This is a genomic window from Oryzihumus leptocrescens (assembly GCF_006716205.1).
GTDB lineage: Bacteria > Actinomycetota > Actinomycetes > Actinomycetales > Dermatophilaceae > Oryzihumus > Oryzihumus leptocrescens.
Genome location: NZ_VFOQ01000001.1, coordinates 3,008,964 through 3,027,364, shown reverse-complemented (window position 1 = coordinate 3,027,364; position 18,401 = coordinate 3,008,964). Strand labels below are relative to the sequence as shown.

General features: G+C 74.3%; 17 protein-coding genes. 11 read left to right on the top strand and 6 right to left on the bottom strand.

The window, feature by feature from the left end:
• Positions 1 to 44: 44 nt before the first annotated feature.
• The gene (locus FB474_RS14195) at positions 45 to 1,598 is read right to left on the bottom strand and encodes a DEAD/DEAH box helicase (RefSeq protein ID WP_246092193.1); all 1,554 of its coding nucleotides are present in this window, start codon (positions 1,596 to 1,598) and stop codon (positions 45 to 47) included.
• Between the two features lie 199 nt (positions 1,599 to 1,797).
• Between FB474_RS14195 and FB474_RS14190 the strand changes: the two genes are divergently transcribed.
• Entirely contained in the window at positions 1,798 to 2,511 is a 714-nt protein-coding gene (locus tag FB474_RS14190) for a ferritin-like fold-containing protein (protein ID WP_141789239.1), read from the top strand.
• An 85-nt stretch (positions 2,512 to 2,596) separates the two neighbouring features.
• Here FB474_RS14190 and FB474_RS14185 read toward each other — a convergent pair whose 3' ends face one another.
• The 3 genes from FB474_RS14185 to FB474_RS14175 all read right to left on the bottom strand — a co-directional run bounded on the left by FB474_RS14185 (position 2,597) and on the right by FB474_RS14175 (position 3,989).
• Positions 2,597 to 2,866 (bottom strand): GlsB/YeaQ/YmgE family stress response membrane protein, encoded by a 270-nt coding sequence (locus tag FB474_RS14185; RefSeq protein WP_221632541.1) that lies wholly within the window; start codon positions 2,864 to 2,866, stop codon positions 2,597 to 2,599.
• 165 nt (positions 2,867 to 3,031) lie between these two features.
• Positions 3,032 to 3,256 carry a DUF3107 domain-containing protein gene (locus FB474_RS14180; RefSeq protein ID WP_141789238.1) on the bottom strand — a complete coding sequence of 75 codons (225 nt, stop codon included), beginning with the start codon at positions 3,254 to 3,256 and terminating at the stop codon, positions 3,032 to 3,034.
• Between the two features lie 67 nt (positions 3,257 to 3,323).
• Positions 3,324 to 3,989: a TetR family transcriptional regulator gene (locus FB474_RS14175; protein ID WP_141789237.1), complete on the bottom strand. Its 666-nt coding sequence runs from the start codon at positions 3,987 to 3,989 to the stop codon at positions 3,324 to 3,326.
• Between the two features lie 62 nt (positions 3,990 to 4,051).
• On the opposite strand from FB474_RS14175, the gene moeB reads away from it, so the two are divergent.
• Genes moeB through FB474_RS14155 form a run of 4 tightly spaced genes read left to right on the top strand, consistent with a single transcriptional unit; the run spans position 4,052 to position 12,146 of the window.
• Entirely contained in the window at positions 4,052 to 5,251 is a 1,200-nt protein-coding gene (moeB, locus tag FB474_RS14170; RefSeq protein ID WP_141789236.1) for a molybdopterin-synthase adenylyltransferase MoeB, read from the top strand.
• 3 nt (positions 5,252 to 5,254) lie between these two features.
• On the top strand, positions 5,255 to 5,614 hold the full coding sequence (locus FB474_RS14165; protein WP_246092192.1) for an MGMT family protein: 360 nt from the start codon (positions 5,255 to 5,257) through the stop codon (positions 5,612 to 5,614).
• A 35-nt stretch (positions 5,615 to 5,649) separates the two neighbouring features.
• Entirely contained in the window at positions 5,650 to 8,808 is a 3,159-nt protein-coding gene (locus FB474_RS14160; RefSeq protein ID WP_141789235.1) for an ATP-dependent helicase, read from the top strand.
• Entirely contained in the window at positions 8,808 to 12,146 is a 3,339-nt protein-coding gene (locus tag FB474_RS14155; protein ID WP_141789234.1) for an ATP-dependent helicase, read from the top strand. Before FB474_RS14160 ends, FB474_RS14155 begins: the two co-directional genes overlap by 1 nt.
• A gap of 34 nt (positions 12,147 to 12,180) precedes the next feature.
• Here the strand turns inward: FB474_RS14155 and FB474_RS14150 are convergent, their stop codons facing one another.
• Positions 12,181 to 13,149, bottom strand: a complete 969-nt coding sequence (locus FB474_RS14150; RefSeq protein ID WP_141789233.1) for a macrolide 2'-phosphotransferase — start codon at positions 13,147 to 13,149, stop codon at positions 12,181 to 12,183.
• Between the two features lie 41 nt (positions 13,150 to 13,190).
• On the opposite strand from FB474_RS14150, the gene nudC reads away from it, so the two are divergent.
• Positions 13,191 to 14,129, top strand: a complete 939-nt coding sequence (nudC, locus tag FB474_RS14145; RefSeq protein ID WP_246092191.1) for an NAD(+) diphosphatase — start codon at positions 13,191 to 13,193, stop codon at positions 14,127 to 14,129.
• 53 nt (positions 14,130 to 14,182) lie between these two features.
• Positions 14,183 to 14,611, top strand: a complete 429-nt coding sequence (locus FB474_RS14140; RefSeq protein WP_141789231.1) for a PPOX class F420-dependent oxidoreductase — start codon at positions 14,183 to 14,185, stop codon at positions 14,609 to 14,611.
• 12 nt (positions 14,612 to 14,623) lie between these two features.
• On the opposite strand, the gene FB474_RS14135 is transcribed toward FB474_RS14140, so the two are convergent.
• Entirely contained in the window at positions 14,624 to 14,887 is a 264-nt protein-coding gene (locus FB474_RS14135; RefSeq protein WP_141789230.1) for a mycoredoxin, read from the bottom strand.
• Between the two features lie 149 nt (positions 14,888 to 15,036).
• On the opposite strand from FB474_RS14135, the gene FB474_RS14130 reads away from it, so the two are divergent.
• The 4 genes from FB474_RS14130 to FB474_RS14115 all read left to right on the top strand — a co-directional run bounded on the left by FB474_RS14130 (position 15,037) and on the right by FB474_RS14115 (position 18,362).
• Positions 15,037 to 17,199, top strand: a complete 2,163-nt coding sequence (locus FB474_RS14130) for an ATP-dependent DNA helicase UvrD2 (protein ID WP_141789229.1) — start codon at positions 15,037 to 15,039, stop codon at positions 17,197 to 17,199.
• 150 nt (positions 17,200 to 17,349) lie between these two features.
• Complete coding sequence (locus FB474_RS14125; RefSeq protein WP_141789228.1) at positions 17,350 to 17,610, top strand: hypothetical protein; 261 nt, start codon at positions 17,350 to 17,352, stop codon at positions 17,608 to 17,610.
• Between the two features lie 213 nt (positions 17,611 to 17,823).
• Entirely contained in the window at positions 17,824 to 18,111 is a 288-nt protein-coding gene (locus FB474_RS14120) for a WhiB family transcriptional regulator (RefSeq protein WP_141789227.1), read from the top strand.
• The gene (locus FB474_RS14115) at positions 18,111 to 18,362 is read left to right on the top strand and encodes a hypothetical protein (protein ID WP_141789226.1); all 252 of its coding nucleotides are present in this window, start codon (positions 18,111 to 18,113) and stop codon (positions 18,360 to 18,362) included. The genes FB474_RS14120 and FB474_RS14115 overlap by 1 nt, the downstream gene beginning before the upstream one ends.
• Positions 18,363 to 18,401: the final 39 nt, after the last annotated feature.

Genomic DNA, 18,401 nt, shown 5'->3' with positions numbered 1-18,401 from the left:
TCAGGTCCTGCGGCATAGCCGGCCCCCGACAGGGGTCCGGCGGCTCAGCCCTGGGCGTCGCCCGAGGGCTGACCGCCACGGGTGCGGCGGCGGTTGCGCTGGCGGCGCGGCTTGTCCGCGTCGCCGCGGCTGCCGGACTCGCTGCGGGTGGACTCACTGCGCGTGCCCGCCTCGGTGCTGCCGGAGGCGGCCTCGCCCCGACCACCGGAGCGGCGGTTGCGGGAACGGCCGCGGGAGCCGCCCTCCTCGCTGCCGTGGCGGCCACCGGGCTCACGCTCGCCACGGCCACCGCCCTTGCCGGCGCGCTTGCCGGTCTCGCCGAGGTCCTCGACCGCCTCGGCCTCGAGGCCCTCGCGGGTGCGGGCCGACTTCGGCAGGGTGCCGGTGGCGGTGGTGGGGATGTCGAGGTCGGTGAACAGGTGCTCGGAGGAGGAGTAGGTCTCCTGCGGCTCGGGGATGCCGAGGTCGAGGACCTTGTTGATCAGCGCCCAGCGGTGCAGGTCGTCCCAGTCGACGAACGTGACCGCGATGCCGGTGTTGCCGGCGCGGGCGGTGCGCCCGATGCGGTGCAGGTAGGTCTTCTCGTCCTCGGGGCACTGGTAGTTGATGACGTGGGTGACGTTGTCGACGTCGATGCCGCGGGCGGCGACGTCGGTGGCCACGAGGATGTCGACCTTGCCGTTGCGGAAGGCCCGCAGCGCCTGCTCGCGGGCGCCCTGGCCCAGGTCGCCGTGGATCGCGGCGGCGGCGAACCCGCGCTCGGCCAGCTCGTCGGCGACCTTGGCGGCGGTGCGCTTGGTGCGGCTGAAGATGATCGTGAGGCCGCGGTCCCTGGCCTGGAGCATGCGGGCCAGCATCTCGACCTTGTCCATCGCGTGGGCGCGGTAGACGAACTGCTCGACGGCCTTGACCGTGTGGGCGTTCTCCTGGTCGTCGCCCATCGCGCGGATGTGCGTCGGCTGGCTCATGTAGCGACGGGCCAGGGCCACGACGGCGCCGGGCATGGTCGCGGAGAAGAGCATCGTCTGGCGCGAGCCGGGGGTCATCGCGAGCAGCTTCTCGACGTCGGGCAGGAAGCCCAGGTCGAGCATCTCGTCGGCCTCGTCGAGGACGACCGAGCGCACGTGGGACAGGTCCAGGTAGCCCTGCTGGGCGAGGTCGATGAGCCGGCCGGGGGTGCCGACGACGACCTCGACGCCGCGCTGCAGCGCCTCGACCTGGGGCTCGTAGGCGCGGCCGCCGTAGACGGTCAGGACGCGGATGCCACGCTTGCGGCCGGCGCGCTCGAGGTCGCCGGAGACCTGCACGGCCAGCTCGCGGGTGGGGGCGACGGCCAGCGCCTGGGGCTTGCCGGCGTGCGGCAGGTTCGCGAACTCCTCGTCGGAAGGGCTGACGACGCGCTGGAGCATCGGCACGCCGAAGCCCAGCGTCTTGCCGGTGCCGGTCTTAGCCTGGCCGATGATGTCGTGGCCGCCGAGGGCGACCGGCAGGGTCATCGCCTGGATCGGGAAGGGGTGGATGATGCCGGCGTCGGCGAGGGACTCGACGATCTGCGGGTGGACGTCGAAGTCGGCAAAGGTCTGCTCTGCAGTGCTCATGAAGTTCTCTCGGATCGGGCGGGGGCCACGCGCGGGGCCGGGATCGTGCACCGGCATCGCAGGCCGCACCTGCGTCAATGAGCGGGCCGATCGGAGTTCTTCAGGGGTGCCGCCAGAGCGTCCCTGGCGGCTGAGTCGGGCCGACCGGGCACCGGATGTCGACGGGCAGTCTACCGGCGAGCAACTACTGTGTCCGTCCATGGCCGATGTCGAGCACGAGAACGTCCCGCCGGGCACCGACCCCTTCACCGACGACCCGACCTACCGCGCGGCCGTCGTCGACCTGCTCGGCGCCCTCGCCTACGGCGAGCTGACCGCCTTCTCCCGGCTCGCCGCCGACGCCGAGCTCGCGCCCGGGCAGCCGGCCAAGGCGGCGCTGGCGCGGCTGGCGGTGGCCGAGTTCCACCACTACGACGCCCTCGTGGCGCGGATCGCCGAGATGGGCGAGGACCCCGAGCAGGCGATGGCCCCGTTCATCCCCGCGATCGACGCGTTCCACGACCGCACCAAGCCCACCGGCTGGCTCGAGGGCCTGGTCAAGGCCTACGTCGGCGACGGCATCGCCACCGACTTCTACCGCGAGATCTCCAACTACGTGGACCCCTCGACCCAGGAGCTGGTGCGCGCGGTGCTCGAGGACGTGGGCCAGGCCGACTTCGCGGTGCGCACCGTGCGCGAGGCCATCGACGCCGACCCCCGGATCGCCGGCCGGCTGGCCCTGTGGGGTCGCCGCCTGGTCGGGGAGGCGCTCAGCCAGGCCCAGCGGGTCGCCGTGGAGCGGGACGCCCTCGCCTCGTTGCTGGTCGGCGGCACGAACCGTCCCGGGGCCGACCTCGCCGAGATCGGGCGCATGTTCGCCCGGCTCACCGACGAGCACACCCGCCGGATGGGCCGGCTCGGGCTCGCCGCCTGAGCGAGGCGGGCGCCCGGCATACGGACGGGTATGACGAGGGGTCCCGTCCGTGGCGGACGGGACCACTCGCGCGGTGCTGGGCGGCTCAGGCCGCCCGGCGCGCCATGATCCGCTCGTAGCCGACGACACCGATCGCGGCGACGACGATGCTGAAGAACCACCGGATCCAGTCGATCCCGGCCGTGGAGGCCACGCCGAAGAGCCCGGCGAGCCAGTAGCCGACGAGGGCGCCGATGATGCCGATCACGATGGTCATGATCATGCCGATGTGCTGCCTGCCGGGGAGGAACAGTCGGGCGAGGTAGCCGATGACCGCGCCGAAGATGATGGTGCCGAGGATGTTGAAGAAGGTCACGGGACCGCTCCTTTCCCGCGCCCGGCGGCGCGTGTGGGGGACAGACGGGCCCGTCCCGCCGTCCACGGTAGGCACTGTCCGGTGGTGGCGGCTCCGGCGCAGTGGTGAGGCCGGGTACGCGAACGGGCGGCCCCCGCAGGGACCGCCCGTGTCACGTGAGGGGGCTCAGAGGCGACCGAAGCCGACCTTGCCCTTCTCGGCTGCGCCGATGTCGACGTAGCCGATGCTGGCGACGGGGACGAGGACCAGGCGGCCCTTCTCGTCGGTGAGGCTGAGCAGACCGCCGTCGGCCAGCGCCTGGCGCACGGTCTCGGACACCTGCTCGGGCGACTCGTCGGACTCGAGCGTGATCTCGCGTGCGACGTTCTGCACGCCGATCTTGACCTCCACGGCATTTGCCTTTCGTCAGTGGTGCGGGGAGCCGGCTGACCGGCTCGTGGCCGGTCCTCCTCGAAGGCTAACCGGCGGAGGGGTCCTCGCCTTCCCCCGCCGCGCCCTCGCCGTCCTTGATGTTGGGGAAGCCGCCCAGGCCACGCCAGGACAGCGCGGCCACGAGCCGGGCCGCCTCGTCGCGCGGGATGGCCGAGCGCTGCGCCAGCCAGAACCGGGCGCTGACCTGGGCCATGCCCGACAGCGCCATGCCGAGCAGGTGCGCCTCGGGCTCGGGCAGGCCGGTGTCCTCGCTGATGACCACCGCGATCGCCTCGGCGCAGGCCTGCGAGACGCGGTCCACCCGCTGGCGGACCGCCGCCTCGTTGGTCAGGTCGGACTCGAAGATCAGGCGGTAGCCGGCGTTGTGGCTGTCGACGAAGTCGAAGTAGGCCTGGATGCTCGCGGCGACGCGCAGCTTGTTGTCCGTCGTGCTCGAGAGCGCCTGGCGGACCAGGTCGACGAGCTCCTCGCTGGTCTGGTCCAGCAGCGCGATGTAGAGGTCGAGCTTGCCGGGGAAGTGCTGGTAGAGCACGGGCTTGGACACCCCGGCCCGGTCGGCGATCTCGTCCATCGCGGCGGAGTGGTAGCCGGCCTCGACGAAGACCTCCTGGGCCGCCTCCAGCAGCTGGGCACGTCGGGCCGAGCGGGGCAGCCGCACCCCACGGCCCCGGGTCTCCGAGCTCAACGTCACCACGTGCCCCTTCCGGTCGTCATGCAGGCGTGAGCATCCTACGCGCGGGTAACCTCAAGGGCATGGCGCTGCCACCCCTCGTCGGCCTGTCAGACCCCCTCAGCACCGAGGAGGTCGCCCGCTACGCGCGGCACGCGCTGATCCCCGAGGTGGGCCTGGAGGGACAGCGCCGGCTCAAGGGCGCCCGCGTCCTGGTCGTCGGCGCGGGCGGGCTCGGCTCCCCGGTCCTGATGTACCTCGCCGCCGCCGGGGTGGGCACCATCGGCATCGTCGACGACGACGTGGTGGAGACCTCCAACCTGCAGCGCCAGGTCGTGCACGGGGTCTCCGACGTGGGCCGGCCCAAGTCGCTCTCGGCGCAGGAGACGCTGGCCGAGGTCAACCCCTTCGTCACGGTCGAGCGCCACGAGCTGCGGCTGGACTCGAGCAACGCGCTCGAGGTCATCGGCGGCTACGACCTCGTCGTCGACGGCACCGACAACTTCCCGACGCGCTACCTCGTCAACGACGCCTGCGTGCTGCTCGGCAAGCCCCACGTGTGGGGCTCGATCTACCGCTTCGACGGGCAGGTCAGCGTCTGGTGGGCCGAGCACGGCCCCTGCTACCGCTGCGTCTTCCCCGAGCCGCCGCCGCCGGGCCTGGTGCCCTCGTGCGCCGAGGGCGGGGTGCTGGGCGTGCTCTGCGCCGCCATCGGCTCGGTCCAGGCCACCGAGGCGATCAAGCTGCTGACCGGCATCGGCGAGCCGCTGGTCGGCCGGGTGCTCGTGCACGACGCGCTGCGCCAGAGCTGGGACGCCCTGCAGGTGCGCAAGGACCCCGGGTGCGCGGTGTGCGGGCCGTCCCCGACCGTCACCGAGCTGGTGGACTACGAGTGGTTCTGCGGTATCGCGAGTGGTCCCCTCGCCGGGGAGGACACCGCCGCCGACTCCCTGCCGGGGATCTCCGCGCGCGACCTCGCGGCGATGCTCGACAAGCGCGCCGGCGGTGAGGAGTTCGTCCTGGTCGACGTGCGCGGCCCGGAGGAGCGGGCGATCGCCAGCATCCCCGGCGCCGAGGCGATCCACCTCGACGAGTTCCGCTCCGGCGCGGCGGTGTCCCGGCTGCCGTTCGACCGGACCGTGGTCATCCACTGCAAGAGCGGGGTCCGCTCGGCCGAGGCCGCGCGGATCCTCCTCGAGGCCGGCCACGGCGACGTGCGCAACCTCGAGGGCGGCGTGCTCGCCTGGGTGCGCGACGTGGACCCGACCCAGCCGGAGTACTGACCCGTGACGACGCGAGCCGGCGACACGGCATACGGGGTGGACGCGCCCGGGCAGCTGCCCGACTACGCGGACGCGGTGCTGGAGGTCGCCGACGCGATCCCCGAGGGCCGGGTGCTGGCCTACGGCGACATCGCCGAGATCCTCGGCGAGGGCGGGCCCCGCCAGGTGGGGGCGGTGATGTCGCGCTACGGCTCGATGACCACGTGGTGGCGGGTCATCCGCGCCAGCGGCGAGCCGCCGCGGGGGCTGGAGGACGAGGCGATCGAGCACTACCGGGCCGAGGGCACCCCGATGGTCGGCGGGATGCTCACCGGCCGCCGGGTGGACATGGGCCGGGCCCGCTGGGAGGGACCGGGCGCCTGAGTCGGGCTGTCCGGGGTCCGTGATGGAATCCCCGGGTGCTGTCCCTCCGCCGAGCCCCGGACCGTGCCGTCGAGGTCCCCGACCTCGACGAGCGCCAGGCCGCAGCCGTGGCGCACCGCGGCGGGGTGCTGCGCGTCCTCGGCGCGCCGGGCACGGGCAAGACGACCACCGCGATCGAGCTGGTCGTCGACCGGGTGCGCCGTGACGGCCTGTCGCCGGACCAGTGCCTCGTGCTGGCCCCCACCCGGGTCGCGGCCGGTGAGCTGCGCCAGCGCATCTCCGGCCGCCTCGGCAGCACCACCACCGAGTCGCTGGCCCGCACCCCGCAGGCGTTCGGCTTCGGCATCCTGCGCCAGGCTGCCGCCCTGCTCGGCGACCCGCCGCCGCGGCTGCTGAGCGGCCCGGAGCAGGACGTCATCCTGCGCGAGCTGCTGCTCGGCCACGCCGCGGGTGAGGTGCCCGGACCCGACTGGCCCGAGCACGTCCGGGCCGCACTGCCCACGCGCGGCTTCCGGCACGAGCTGCGCGACCTGCTCATGCGCGCGGTCGAGCGCGGCCTGGAGGCCGAGGACCTCGCCGCGCTCGGGCGCGAGCACCAGCGGCCGGAGTGGGTGGCCGCGGCGCAGATGCTCCAGGAGTACGACCAGGTCACCTCCTTCACCCGGCCCGGCTCCTATGACCCCGCGTGGATCCTGGGCGCGGCCGCGGACCTGCTCGAGGAGGACCCCGAGGCCCTCGACCGGCTGCGGGCCTCGCTGCGGCTGATCGTCGTCGACGACGCCCAGGAACTGACCTCCGCCGCGCACGGGCTGCTCTCCGTCGTCCGCGCCCCCCACATCGACCTGGTGCTCATCGGCGACCCCGACGCGGCCGTGCAGACCTTCCGTGGCGCCGACCCGCGGGTGCTGGCCACGACCTGGCGCGAGCTGGGCGAGGGTCCGACGCTGACCCTGACCACCTCCCACCGCCAGCCCATGGCCCTGCGGGCGGTGACCCGGCGGGTGACCCGGCGGATCGGCGCCCTCGGCGGTGGCCCGCACCGCGAGCTGGAGCACGTGCCGCCCGGGGGCCGGGTCGACGTCGCCCTCCTGCGGGCCGCCTCGCAGGAGGCCTCCCACATCGCCGCCGAGCTGCGCCGGGCCCGGCTCCTCGACGGGCTGGCGTGGTCGGACATGGCGGTCATCGTGCGTGGCCAGGGGCGCACCGCGGCGCTGCGCCGGGCGCTGCTCGCCGCCCAGGTGCCGGTGAGCGTCTCGACGGTCGAGGTGCCGGTGCGCGACGAGGTGGCGGTGCGGCCGCTGCTGCTCCTGCTCGAGGCGGCCCTGCGCGCCGCCCGCGACGAGCCCCACCCGGTCGACGTCACCACCGCCGTCGACGTGCTCACCTCCCCGATCGGCGGGGCCGACGCGGTGGGCCTGCGCCGGCTGCGCCGCGCCCTGCGACGCGAGGAGCTCGAAGGCGGTGGTGGCCGCACCAGTGACGAGCTGCTCGCGCTGGCGGTGCAGGACCCCGGCCTCCTGGCGGCGCTGGGGCCCGAGGGGGCGCCCGCCCGGCGCGTCGCCAAGGCCTTCCGGGCGGCGGTCGAGGCGGCTCGCACGGTCGAGGGTGAGGACGACCGGCTGCGGTGGGCGCCGGGGGTGACCGCCGAGACGGTGCTGTGGGCGATGTGGGAGGCCACCGGGCTCGGCCCGCACTGGCAGCGCATCGCCCTGTCCGGCGGCGCCGGTGGCCAACGCGCCGACCGCGACCTCGACGCGGTGGTGGGGCTTTTCGACGCGGCCGGGCGCTACGTCGACCGGCTGCCGCAGATGGGCCCGGGGGAGTTCCTCGAGCACATCCGTGGCCAGGACGTGCCCGGCGACACGCTGGTGGCCCGCGCCCCGAGCGACGACACGGTCAGCCTGACCACGCCGCAGGGCGCGGCCGGCCGGCAGTGGCGGTTCGTCGTCGTGGCCGGGGTGCAGGAGGGCGTGTGGCCCGACCTGCGCCTGCGCGGCTCGCTGCTCGGCTCCGAGCGGCTGGTCGACGTGCTCACCGACCGGGGCCAGTCGTTCCGCGCCGCGCAGGCGGCGGTCCGCTACGACGAGACCCGAGGGTTCCTCGTCGCGGTGAGCCGGGCCTCCGAGCGCCTGCTGGTCACCGCGGTGCGCAGCGAGGACGAGCAGCCCTCGCCCTACCTCGACGTCGTCGACCCGCCGGAGGAGACCGACGACCGCGACGAGCTGCGCCCCTTCACCGAGGTGGGGCGGCCGATGACCCTGGCCGCGCTGGTGGCCGAGCTGCGCCGCGAGGTGGTCCTGGCGGAGGACGCGGCCACCCGGCATACCGCGGCCGCGGGCCTGGCCCGGCTGGCCGCCGCGGGCGTGCCGGGAGCCGACCCGACCGCCTGGTGGGCGCTGCTCCCGCTGAGCGACGACCGGCCGCTGCGCGCCCCCGAGGACCCGGTCACCGTCTCGCCGTCCAAGATCGAGTCCTTCGGCGACTGCGGGCTGCGCTGGCTGCTCACCGCGTGCGGCGGCGAGGGGCCCAGCGTCGGCGCCGCCACCATCGGCACCCTCGTCCACGACATCGCCGCCGAGCTGGGGGATGTCGACGAGGCCACCCTGGTGCGCGAGGTCGAGGCGCGCTGGGGCCGCCTCGGGCTGCCCGAGGGCTGGCTGTCCCGGCGCCAGCTGGAGGAGGCGCGGGCCATGGTCCGCCGGCTGGCCCGCTACACGCCGGAGGCCCGGGCGGAGGGTTGGGAGCCCGTCGGCGTCGAGGTCGCCATGTCCGTGCAGATCGGGCGGGCCCAGCTGACCGGCCGGGTCGACCGGATCGAGCGCGCGCCCACGGGCGAGCTGCGCGTCATCGACCTCAAGACCGGCTCCAGCAAGCCCTCGCGGGACGAGATCGCGCGGCACCCGCAGCTGGGCGCCTACCAGGCCGCGGTCGAGCACGAGGCGTTCCCCGAGCTGGGTGACACCTCCGCCGGTGCGGCGCTGCTGCAGCTCGGCAAGGCGGCGACCCAGAAGACCACGCTGCAGGCGCAGGAGGCGCTCGCCGGCGACGACGACCCCGGCTGGGCCGACCGGCTGGTCGTCGAGACCGCGGAGGGCATGGCCGCGGCCACGTTCACCGCGACCGTCGGGGAGGGCTGCCAGTTCTGCCCGGTGCGCACGAGCTGCCCGGCCCAGACCGAGGGGAGGGTCATCTGATGGCCGCGACGACGGAGCACTCGGCGCGCGACATCGCCCTCGCCCTGGGCAACCCGCCACCGACGCCGGAGCAGGAGGCGGTGATCGAGTCGCCGCTGCGCCCGCTGCTCGTGGTCGCCGGTGCCGGGTCGGGCAAGACCGAGACCATGGCCTCGCGGGTCGTCTGGCTGGTGGCCAACGGCTACGTCGAACCCGACCAGGTGCTGGGCCTGACCTTCACCCGCAAGGCCGCGACCGAGCTCGCCGAGCGGATCGGCCGGCGGCTGCGGCGGCTGCGGCACGTGGGCCTGTGGACGCCTGTGGAGGAGCCCGACGGCGCCGAGGTGCTCGGGGGCACGCCGACGGTGTCGACCTACCACTCCTACGCCGGGCGGATCGTGCGCGAGCACGCCCTGCGCCTCGGGATCGAGCCGGAGTCGCGGCTGCTGTCCGAGGCGGCCGCGTGGCAGTACGCCAGCGAGGTGGTCGAGCGCTACGACGGTCCGATGGACGACGTCGGGTTCGCCACCTCCACCGTGGTCAGCGCGGTGGTCGACCTCGCCGGCGAGATGGCCGAGCACCTGCTGGTGCCCGAGCAGCTCGAGGAGCTCATCGACGCCTTCGAGGCGCGGGTCACCGGGCTGCCCAAGGGCGCGAGCCGGGCGAGGAACCTGCCCGCGCCGGTCGCCGACGCGCTCAAGGCGCTCAAGGCCCGGCGCGCGGTGCTGCCGATGGTCCGGGGCTACCTCGACCTCAAGCGCAGCCGCGACGCCCTCGACTTCGCCGACCAGATGGCCGTGGCCGCCCAGCTCGCCGGGCGGTTCCCGGACGTGGGCCAGGGCGAGCGCCAGCGCTTCCGGGCGGTGCTGCTCGACGAGTTCCAGGACACCAGCGAGGCCCAGCTGGTGCTGCTGCAGAGCCTGTTCGTCCAGTCGGGGGAGCCGGTGCCGGTCACCGCCGTGGGCGACCCCAACCAGTCCATCTACGGCTGGCGCGGGGCGAGCGCCACCACGCTGACCCGCTTCCCCCGGGAGTTCGCCGACGGCGCCGGCCCGGCCACCGTGCTGCCGCTGTCGACCAGCTGGCGCAACGACGCGCAGATCCTCGAGGCGGCCAACGTGACCTCGGCGTCCCTGCGGGAGGGGTCCAGCGTCCCGGTCGAGGTGCTCCGGCCCCGGCCGGACGCCGGCTCCGGCCGGATCCACGCCGCGCGGTTGCTGACGGCCGAGGACGAAGCGGCCTACGTCGCCGAGTGGGTGGCGGCGCGGTGGTTCGACCGGCAGGGCCGCTGGAGCGGGCGCTCGGCCGCGGTGCTGTGCCGCAAGCGCTCGCAGTTCACGGCGATCGTCGAGGCGCTCGAGTCCGCCGGCCTGCCGGTCGAGGTGGTCGGCCTGGGTGGTCTGCTCACCACCCCCGAGGTGGCCGACACCCTCGCGCTGCTGCACGTGGTGCAGGACCCCTCCCGGGGCGACCACCTCATGCGTCTGCTGACCGGGCCGCTGTGCCGGCTCGGAGCCGCCGACCTCGACGGGCTGGCGGCGTGGTCCCGGGTGCTGCAGCGCCAGCAGGCCGGCTCGCCGGGGGAGGCGCGCGACCAGGCCCCCGACAGCACCGACCGGGCCAGCATCGTCGAGGCCCTGGACGACCTGCCCCGACACGACTGGCGCGGCAAGGACGGGCAGGCCGTCTCGGCGCCGGCGATGGAGCGGCTGCGCGGCCTGGGCGAGGCGGTCCGGCGGCTGCGCTCCCTGACCGGCATGCCCCTGGCCGACCTGGTCGGCGAGGCCGAGCGGGCGCTCGGCCTCGACATCGAGGTCCTCGCGCGTCCGGAGCACTCCCCGACGACCGCGCGCGCCCACCTCGACGCGTTCGCCGACGTCGCCGCCACCTTTTCCACCTCCGCCGACCGGCCCACGCTGGGTGGCTTCCTGGCCTGGCTGGAGGCCGCCCAGAAGGAGGAGCGTGGCCTGGACAAGGGCTACGTCGAGGTCTCGACCCAGGCGGTGCAGGTCCTGACCGTCCACGCCTCCAAGGGCCTGGAGTGGGACGTCGTCGCGGTGCCGGGGCTGGTCGAGGGCTCGTTCCCGGCGCGGTCCAGCGCCACCACCTCGTTCAAGGAGGGCGACTGGACGATGAGCCCGCCCACCGACAAGGGCTGGTGCGGGGGGCTGTCCGGCGTCCCCTACGACCTGCGGGGCGACCGCGACGGCCTTCCCCGGCTGCGCTGGCAGCAGGCAGAGGACCTGGCCGAGCTCAAGGACGAGGTCGAGTGCTTCGTCCGGGCCGGCGGCGAGCACGGCATCGCCGAGGAGCGCCGACTGGCCTACGTCGCGTTCACCCGGGCCCGCGGCGAGCTGTTGCTGACGGCCCCGGTGTGGTCGGACGCCACCACCCCGAGGGTGACCTCCCGGTTCCTGACCGAGCTGGTGCAGGACCCCGTGCTCGACCTGGTCGCGCTGCCCTGGGAGGCGATGCCCGAGCCGGACGAGGGCGGCAAGGCGGCCAACCCGCGCAAGACCGAGCCCGTCACCGCGGTGTGGCCGACCGACCCCCTGGCCCGCCGGCGCGAGCAGATGGGTGGTGCGGCCGACCTGGTCCGGGAGGCCATCGAGGCGGCCGGCGACGGCACCCCCGGGGACGGCACGGCCGACGGCGGCACGGCCGACGGCGGCACGCCGACCGGGGAGCCGAACCCGCTCGACCGTGAGATCGACCTGCTGCTCAGGGAGCGGGAGGCCGTGCGCGCGTCGAGCCGCCAGCCGGTCACCGTCCCGCGGCACCTGTCCACCTCCAAGGTGGTCCAGCTCGCCGAGGACCCCCTCGCCTTCGCCCTGGCCCTGCGCCGGCCGATGCCCAGCCCGCCGGCGACCGCCGCCCGGCGAGGCACCGCGTTCCACGCCTGGGTCGAGCAGCACTTCTCCCAGGCGACGATGCTCGACGTGTTCGACCTGCCCGGCAGCGCCGACGAGGACCCCGGCGACGACGCCGAGCTGCCGCGGATGCAGGAGCTCTTCCTCGCCAGCGAGTGGGCGCAGCGCACGCCGGAGGGCATCGAGGTGGCCATCGAGTCGACCACCGACGGCATCGCCGTGCGTGGCCGCATCGACGCCGTCTTCCCCCGGCCCGGGGGCGGGTGGACGGTCGTGGACTGGAAGACCGGCACCCGCCCGTCCGCGGCCGCGCTACGCGTCAAGGCCGTCCAGCTCGCGGCCTACCGGCTGGCCTACGCCCGGCTGCGCGGGGTGCCGCTCGAGGACGTCGATGCCGCGTTCTACTACGCCGCGACGGGCGAGACGGTCTGGCCGGAGCTGCCTGGCGAGGACGAGCTGGTCGCGTTGCTGCGGACCATCCCGCAGTGAGCGCGGGCCCACCGGGGAGCGCCGGAGCGAGGCGTCAGTCCGATGGCGCGTCGCCGGTGCGGTCGTCCCCGGCGCCGGAGTCGCCCCAGGTCGCGTCCTCCAGCCGGCGCAGCCGCTCGACGTAGGCGTCGACGTAGCGCACGTCGCCGGTGGACAGCGCCGTCAGCAGCCCGGTGACCAGCCGCAGCTCGTGGGCGAGCAGCGCCCGCTGCTCCAGGTGGGCGTCGGGCCGCTCGTCGCGGGCCTGGGCGTAGGCCTCGAGCACGGTGTCGAAGGTGTCGGCCGGGGCGTTCCCGGCGAGCAGGGCGAAGTCGTCGGCGGGGTCGGCCACCTTGGCGTCGTCCCAGCCGGTGATGGCCGCGACCCGGCCGCTCGTGGCGTCGTCCTCGTCGGAGAACTCGACGAGGACCTGCTCCCCGGATAGGTCACCGTGGGTCACCGTCGGGGCGAACCGCCACAGCCGCACGTCCTCCAGGGCGCGCTCCCACCGGGTCAGCAGCGAGGTGGGCACGTGCCCGGTGGCCGCGGCCCGGTCGAGCTCGGCGAGCCGGCGGGTGCGGTAGGTGTCGGCGTCGTAGGCGGGAAGCCCGGCCTCCTCGGCCAGGCGCAGGTCGACGTTGTGCAGCGCGGCGATGGCGCGCCCGAGCTCGGCGGCCGGCCCCGGACCCGGCGGCAGGTGGCCGAAGACGACCGGTCGTCCGGGCAGGAACGGGTAGACCGCGGCCCGGCCGCCCTCCTTGAGGGCGGCGAACCCGGCCGGCGACGGCACGGCATACGGCAGCCGGCGCGAGAGCAGCTCCAGCAGGGTCGTGGTGACCTCCATCTGGGCGCCCGCGGCCCGGCTGCGCGGGGAGCGCACGACCCACCGCCGGGACTCGGCGTCGGTGACGAACGCGAGGTCGAACGCGCTGGCGCCGGGCGCGGCGGCCTCGACGGCGGTCGGGTCCAGACCGGGCACGGCGGCGCTGGCGAGGGCGGCGAGAGCCAGGGCGCTGCGGGTCACTCGCACACCGTATGACGGGTGGGCGCCATAGGGTGGAAGGCGTGACGTGTGCGGCGGAAACAATCCGCGACCTGCCCCTGGCGCATGGCTCGCTCGACCGTGCGGCGCACCGGCGCCGTGAGCCCGGGCTGCTGGACGCGCTGCTGAGCGACCCGGCCACCCGCGTGCTGGAGCTGGTCGGCGGCACGGTCGAGGTGGTCGGCACCGACGGCGAGCTGTCGCTGCACCAGCGCCCGCCGGTCCCGGCGGACCGTCACCGGCTCGCGGTGTTCCTCGGGCAGGACGACGGTGGACCGGCGCACGTCGCGGTCGTGGGCGACCCGGTCGACGAGGGCGACCCGCGGTCGTGGCGGGGGCTGCGGCAGGTGGCCACCGTGCTCGACGACCGGGAAGCCGGCATGCTCGCCACGGCGCTGGCGCTGACCAACTGGCACGCGGCCCACACCCACTGCCCCCGCTGCGGCCACGCGACCACCCCGGAGCAGGCGGGGTGGGTCCGCCGGTGCGGGCACGACGGCAGCGAGCACTACCCGCGCACCGACGTCGCGGTCATCATGTCGGTCACCGACGCTGACGACCGGCTGCTGCTGGCCCGCGGGGCGGAGTGGCCGGAGGGCCGGTTCTCGGTGCTGGCCGGCTTCCTCGAGCCGGGGGAGTCGCTGGAGGCGGCCGTGGCGCGGGAGGTGCGCGAGGAGGTCGGCCTCGAGGTCGGGGACGTCACCTTCCTGGGCAACCAGCCGTGGCCGTTCCCGACCTCGCTGATGGTGGGCTTCACGGCGCGCGCGGTGGGGTCGGCGATCGAGCTGGACGGCGACGAGCTCGCCGAGGCGTTCTGGGTGACCCGGGAGGGGCTGGCGGAGCGCATCGCCGACGGGCGGGTGCTGGTCTCCTCGCGGATGTCGATCTCGCACCGCCTCATGGAGCGGTGGTACGGCCAGCGGCTGCCCACCACCGGCGAGTGGCGTCCGGCCCGCAGCTGAGGGCACGCAGCACACGGCCCGCCGACACCGGGCCCACCGACAGGGAGGACCGCATGCCGATCGACCCCGACCTCGCCGCCGTGGTGCAGGAGCGCAACCTCGGCGTCCTCGCGACGATCAAGCGCGACGGCCGGCCGCAGCTGTCCAACGTCAACTACTGCTACGACCCGGAGCAGGACCTGGTGCGGGTGTCGGTGGTCGACGGCCGGGCCAAGGTGGCCAACCTGCGCCGCGACCCGCGCGCCTCGCTGATGGTCTCCAGCGTCAACGGCTGGTCCTACACGGTGCTCGAGGGCACGGTGACCTTCTCGGAGGTCGCCGCGGCCCCCGACGACGCGGCGGTCGAGGAGCTCGTCGAGATCTACCGCCTCATCGCCGGGGAGCACCCGGACTGGCGGGACTACCGGCGCGCGATGGTCGAGGACCACCGGCTCGTGGCGCGGCTGCACGTGGAGCGCGCCTACGGCATACCGGGCCGGTGAGGCGCGCCCGGGTCAGGACAGGCGGGCCTTGACCTCGGCGAGGGAGGGGTTGGTGGCGGCGGTGCCGTCGGGGAACACGACGGTCGGCACGGTCTGGTTGCCGCCGTTGACGGCCATGACGTAGTCGGCGCTGGCCGGGTCGTGCTCGATGTTGACCTCGGTGTAGCCGATGCCCTCACGGTCGAGCTGGGTCTTCAGCCGGGTGCAGTAGCCGCACCATGTCGTGCTGAACATCGTGATGGTGCCGTCGGCGGGCAGGGCGGGGGCCGAAGCCATGCGGGATCTCCTTCATACGTCGTATGCCGTCCGCTCGCCTCAACGGCGAACGGCGCCGAATCCTTCCGCATCCTGCCGGTCAGGTCCGTCACACGCGCGCCGGGCACGGCCGCTGCCGGCGTCGGTGCGGTCTGGGAGGATCGGCCCTGATGAGCACCCTGGCCACCGGCACCCCGACCGCAGACGACGTCCTCGCCGCGCTCGACCCCGAGCAGCGGGAGGTCGCAGCGTCCCCGAAGGGGCCGATGTGCGTCCTTGCGGGGGCAGGCACCGGCAAGACCCGGGCGATCACCCACCGGATCGCCTACGGCGTGCACAGCGGGGCCTACCAGCCGCAGCGGGTGCTCGCCGTGACGTTCACCGCCCGCGCGGCGGGGGAGATGCGCACCCGGCTGCGCGAGCTCGGCGTGGGCGGGGTGCAGGCCCGCACCTTCCACGCCGCGGCGCTGCGCCAGCTGCACTACTTCTGGCCGCAGGCCATCGGCGGGGCCGCGCCCGAGGTGCTTCCGCACAAGGCGTCGGTGGTCGCCGAGGCGGGCTCGCGGCTGCGGCTGCAGCTGGACCGGGTCGGCGTGCGCGACCTCGCCGCCGAGGTCGAGTGGGCCAAGGTCAGCATGCTCACCCCCGAGACCTACGCCGCGGCGGCCAGGCGTGCCGGCCGTGACCCGGCCGGCCTCGACGCCACCGCGATGGCCCGCGTGCTGCAGACCTACGAGGAGGTCAAGGCCGAGCGCGGCGTGATCGACTTCGAGGACGTCCTGCTCATCACCGTCGGCATCCTCACCGAGCGCGAGGACATCGCCCGCACGGTGCGCAGCCAGTACCGCCACTTCGTCGTCGACGAGTACCAGGACGTCAACGCGGTGCAGCAGCGCCTGCTCGACCTGTGGGTGGGCGAGCGCGACGACGTCTGCGTGGTCGGCGACGCCGCCCAGACGATCTACTCCTTCACCGGGGCCAGCCCCCGGCACCTGCTGGACTTCCCGCGGCGCTACCCCGAGGCCCGCCTGGTCAAGCTGGTGCGCAACTACCGCTCGACCCCGCAGGTGGTGGGCCTGGCCAACCTCGTGGTGCGCGGCGGCAGCGCCGGGGCCCGTGGGGGAGCCGAGCTGGTGCAGCTGCAGGCCCAGGGCGAGCCGGGACCGGCACCGGTGCTCACGGCATACCCGGACGAGCCGGCCGAGGCGGCAGGGGTCGCCGCGGCGGTCAAGGCGCGCATCGGCCAGGGGGTGCCGCCGAGCCAGATCGCGGTGCTGTTCCGCACCAACGCCCAGTCCGAGGCGTTCGAGGCGGCGCTGGCCGACGCCGACGTGCCCTACCTGGTCCGGGGTGGCGACCGGTTCTTCTCCCGGCGCGAGGTGCGCGACGCAGTGCTCCTGCTGCGCGGCGCGGCCCGCTCCGACGACGGCAGCAAGCCGATGCCCGACCTGGCCCGCGACGTGCTCACCGGCGCCGGGTGGAGCGAGCGGCCCCCGAGCAGCGGCGGGGCGACCCGCGAGCGGTGGGAGTCGCTGCAGGCGCTCGCCGCCCTGGCCGACGACCTCGCCGCCGCGTCGCCCGAGGCCCGGCTGCCCGAGCTGGTGCGCGAGCTGGAGGAGCGCTCCGCCGCCCAGCACGCCCCCACGGTGCAGGGCGTTACGCTCGCCTCGCTGCACGCGGCCAAGGGCCTGGAGTGGGACGTCGTGTTCCTCGCCGGGTGCAGCGACGGCTTCATCCCCATCTCGATGGCCGAGGGGCCCGAGGCCGTCGAGGAGGAGCGTCGCCTGCTGTATGTCGGTCTGACGCGGGCCCGCCGCGAGCTGCGGCTGTCGTGGGCCGGGGCCCGCAACGCCGGCGGCCGGGCCACCCGCCGCCCGTCGCGGTTCCTGGACGGGGCGGCGAGCGTGCTCGGGGAGGGGGCCAGGTCCGCGCCAAAGGCCGCGTCCCGCGCCGGGCGCGGCAAGCAGATGAGCATGGCCGTGCCGGCGAAGTGCCGCGGCTGTGGCACCGACCTGACCAGTGCCGCCGAGCGCAAGGTCGGCCGCTGCGCCGAGTGCCCACCCACCTACGACGAGGCGACCTTCGAGGCGCTGCGCGCCTGGCGCCTCGCGGTGGCCGGGGCCGCCAAGGTGCCGGCCTACGTCGTGTTCACCGACGCCACCCTGACCGCCATCGCCGAGCGCAACCCGTCCTCCCCGGCCGAGCTGGCCACCATCGGCGGGGTCGGGGCGCGCAAGCTGGAGCGTTACGGGCCGTCGGTGCTGGCCATCCTGGGTGGTGCCGACCCTCAGGAGACGGCCGAAAACCTTTCGGCCACAAGCGACTCAGCATGATTCACGGGTCTTGTCGAAATTCCGTCAAAGATTTCCGTTAATTCGATTGCAGGGTTTGAGAAGGCTGCCCTAGCCTGATCACTACATCCAGCCCAGCGGAACAGGCTTCCGGCTGGGGTCGACGAGCAACAGATGAGGAGGGTTGGCCTGATGGAGATCACCACGATGACGAACGCGACGCGCATTCACCGCGTCCGCGTCGCATGCCCGCAGGTTGCCCGCACCCTCATCACCACCGCGGATGCCGCGGCTCTGCGTCACGGGACCGCTGTGTCCGCGTTCGGCTTCGGCACGGGCGTCACCGGCGTCGTCGCCACCGCCCCGCAGGCCCGTCCGGCTTTCTACGCGCCGATGCACAAGCTCGTTTCCAAGGATGTCGCTCACTTCCGCACCGGGAGACCACCGGTCTAGCTTCTAGACCAGGTCACCTCCAGGCCGCGGAACCCGACAACCGGGATCCGCGGCCTTTGTGTTATCCGGCGGCCGCCACCAGCAGGAAGACCGCCAGCAGTGAACAAGAGAACAGCGATCCAGGACCCGCCCACCAGGCAGGTCACGGATCACGAGATGACACACACGAGAACACGCCACCTGACCGGTGGAGACGAAGGAGGTGACCCCCCGATGCAGCTCACAGCGCTGATCGACATGCACGAGCAGGCCAACGACTCCGGCAACGCGATCCCGTGTCGGGAGAACGACGCTGAGCTCTGGTTCGCCGAGAGCCCGGCGGATGTCGAGTTCGCGAAGTCCCTGTGCGGGACGTGCCCGGCCAAGGCCCAGTGCCTCGCGGGTGCGCTCGAGCGGCAGGAGCCCTGGGGTGTCTGGGGTGGCGAGCTCTTCGTCCAGGGAGTTGTCGTGGCCCGCAAGCGCCCGCGGGGTCGTCCTCGCAAGCACCCGGTTGCGGCCTGATGTCCTACGTCACCTGGTCGCCGTCGTCCGCCGAGGTCCGGTCCGTCACCGAGCCCTCCGGCTGGATCAACAGTCCTGAAATGCTTTTGTTCGCAAGGAGATTCACCATGTTCCAGGTCATGCAGGAAGACCTCGCGCGAGCTCATATGGAGCAGCGCCTGCACGCGGAGCGCAGCCGCGGCGTCCGGAGGGGTGCCCTCCGGATCGCCCAGCAGGCTCGCGCTTCGCGCCACCAGAGCCAGTCCCGCTGAGTCGCGGTCCTCGTGACCGCACTCCGGAGCCGGCTCGAC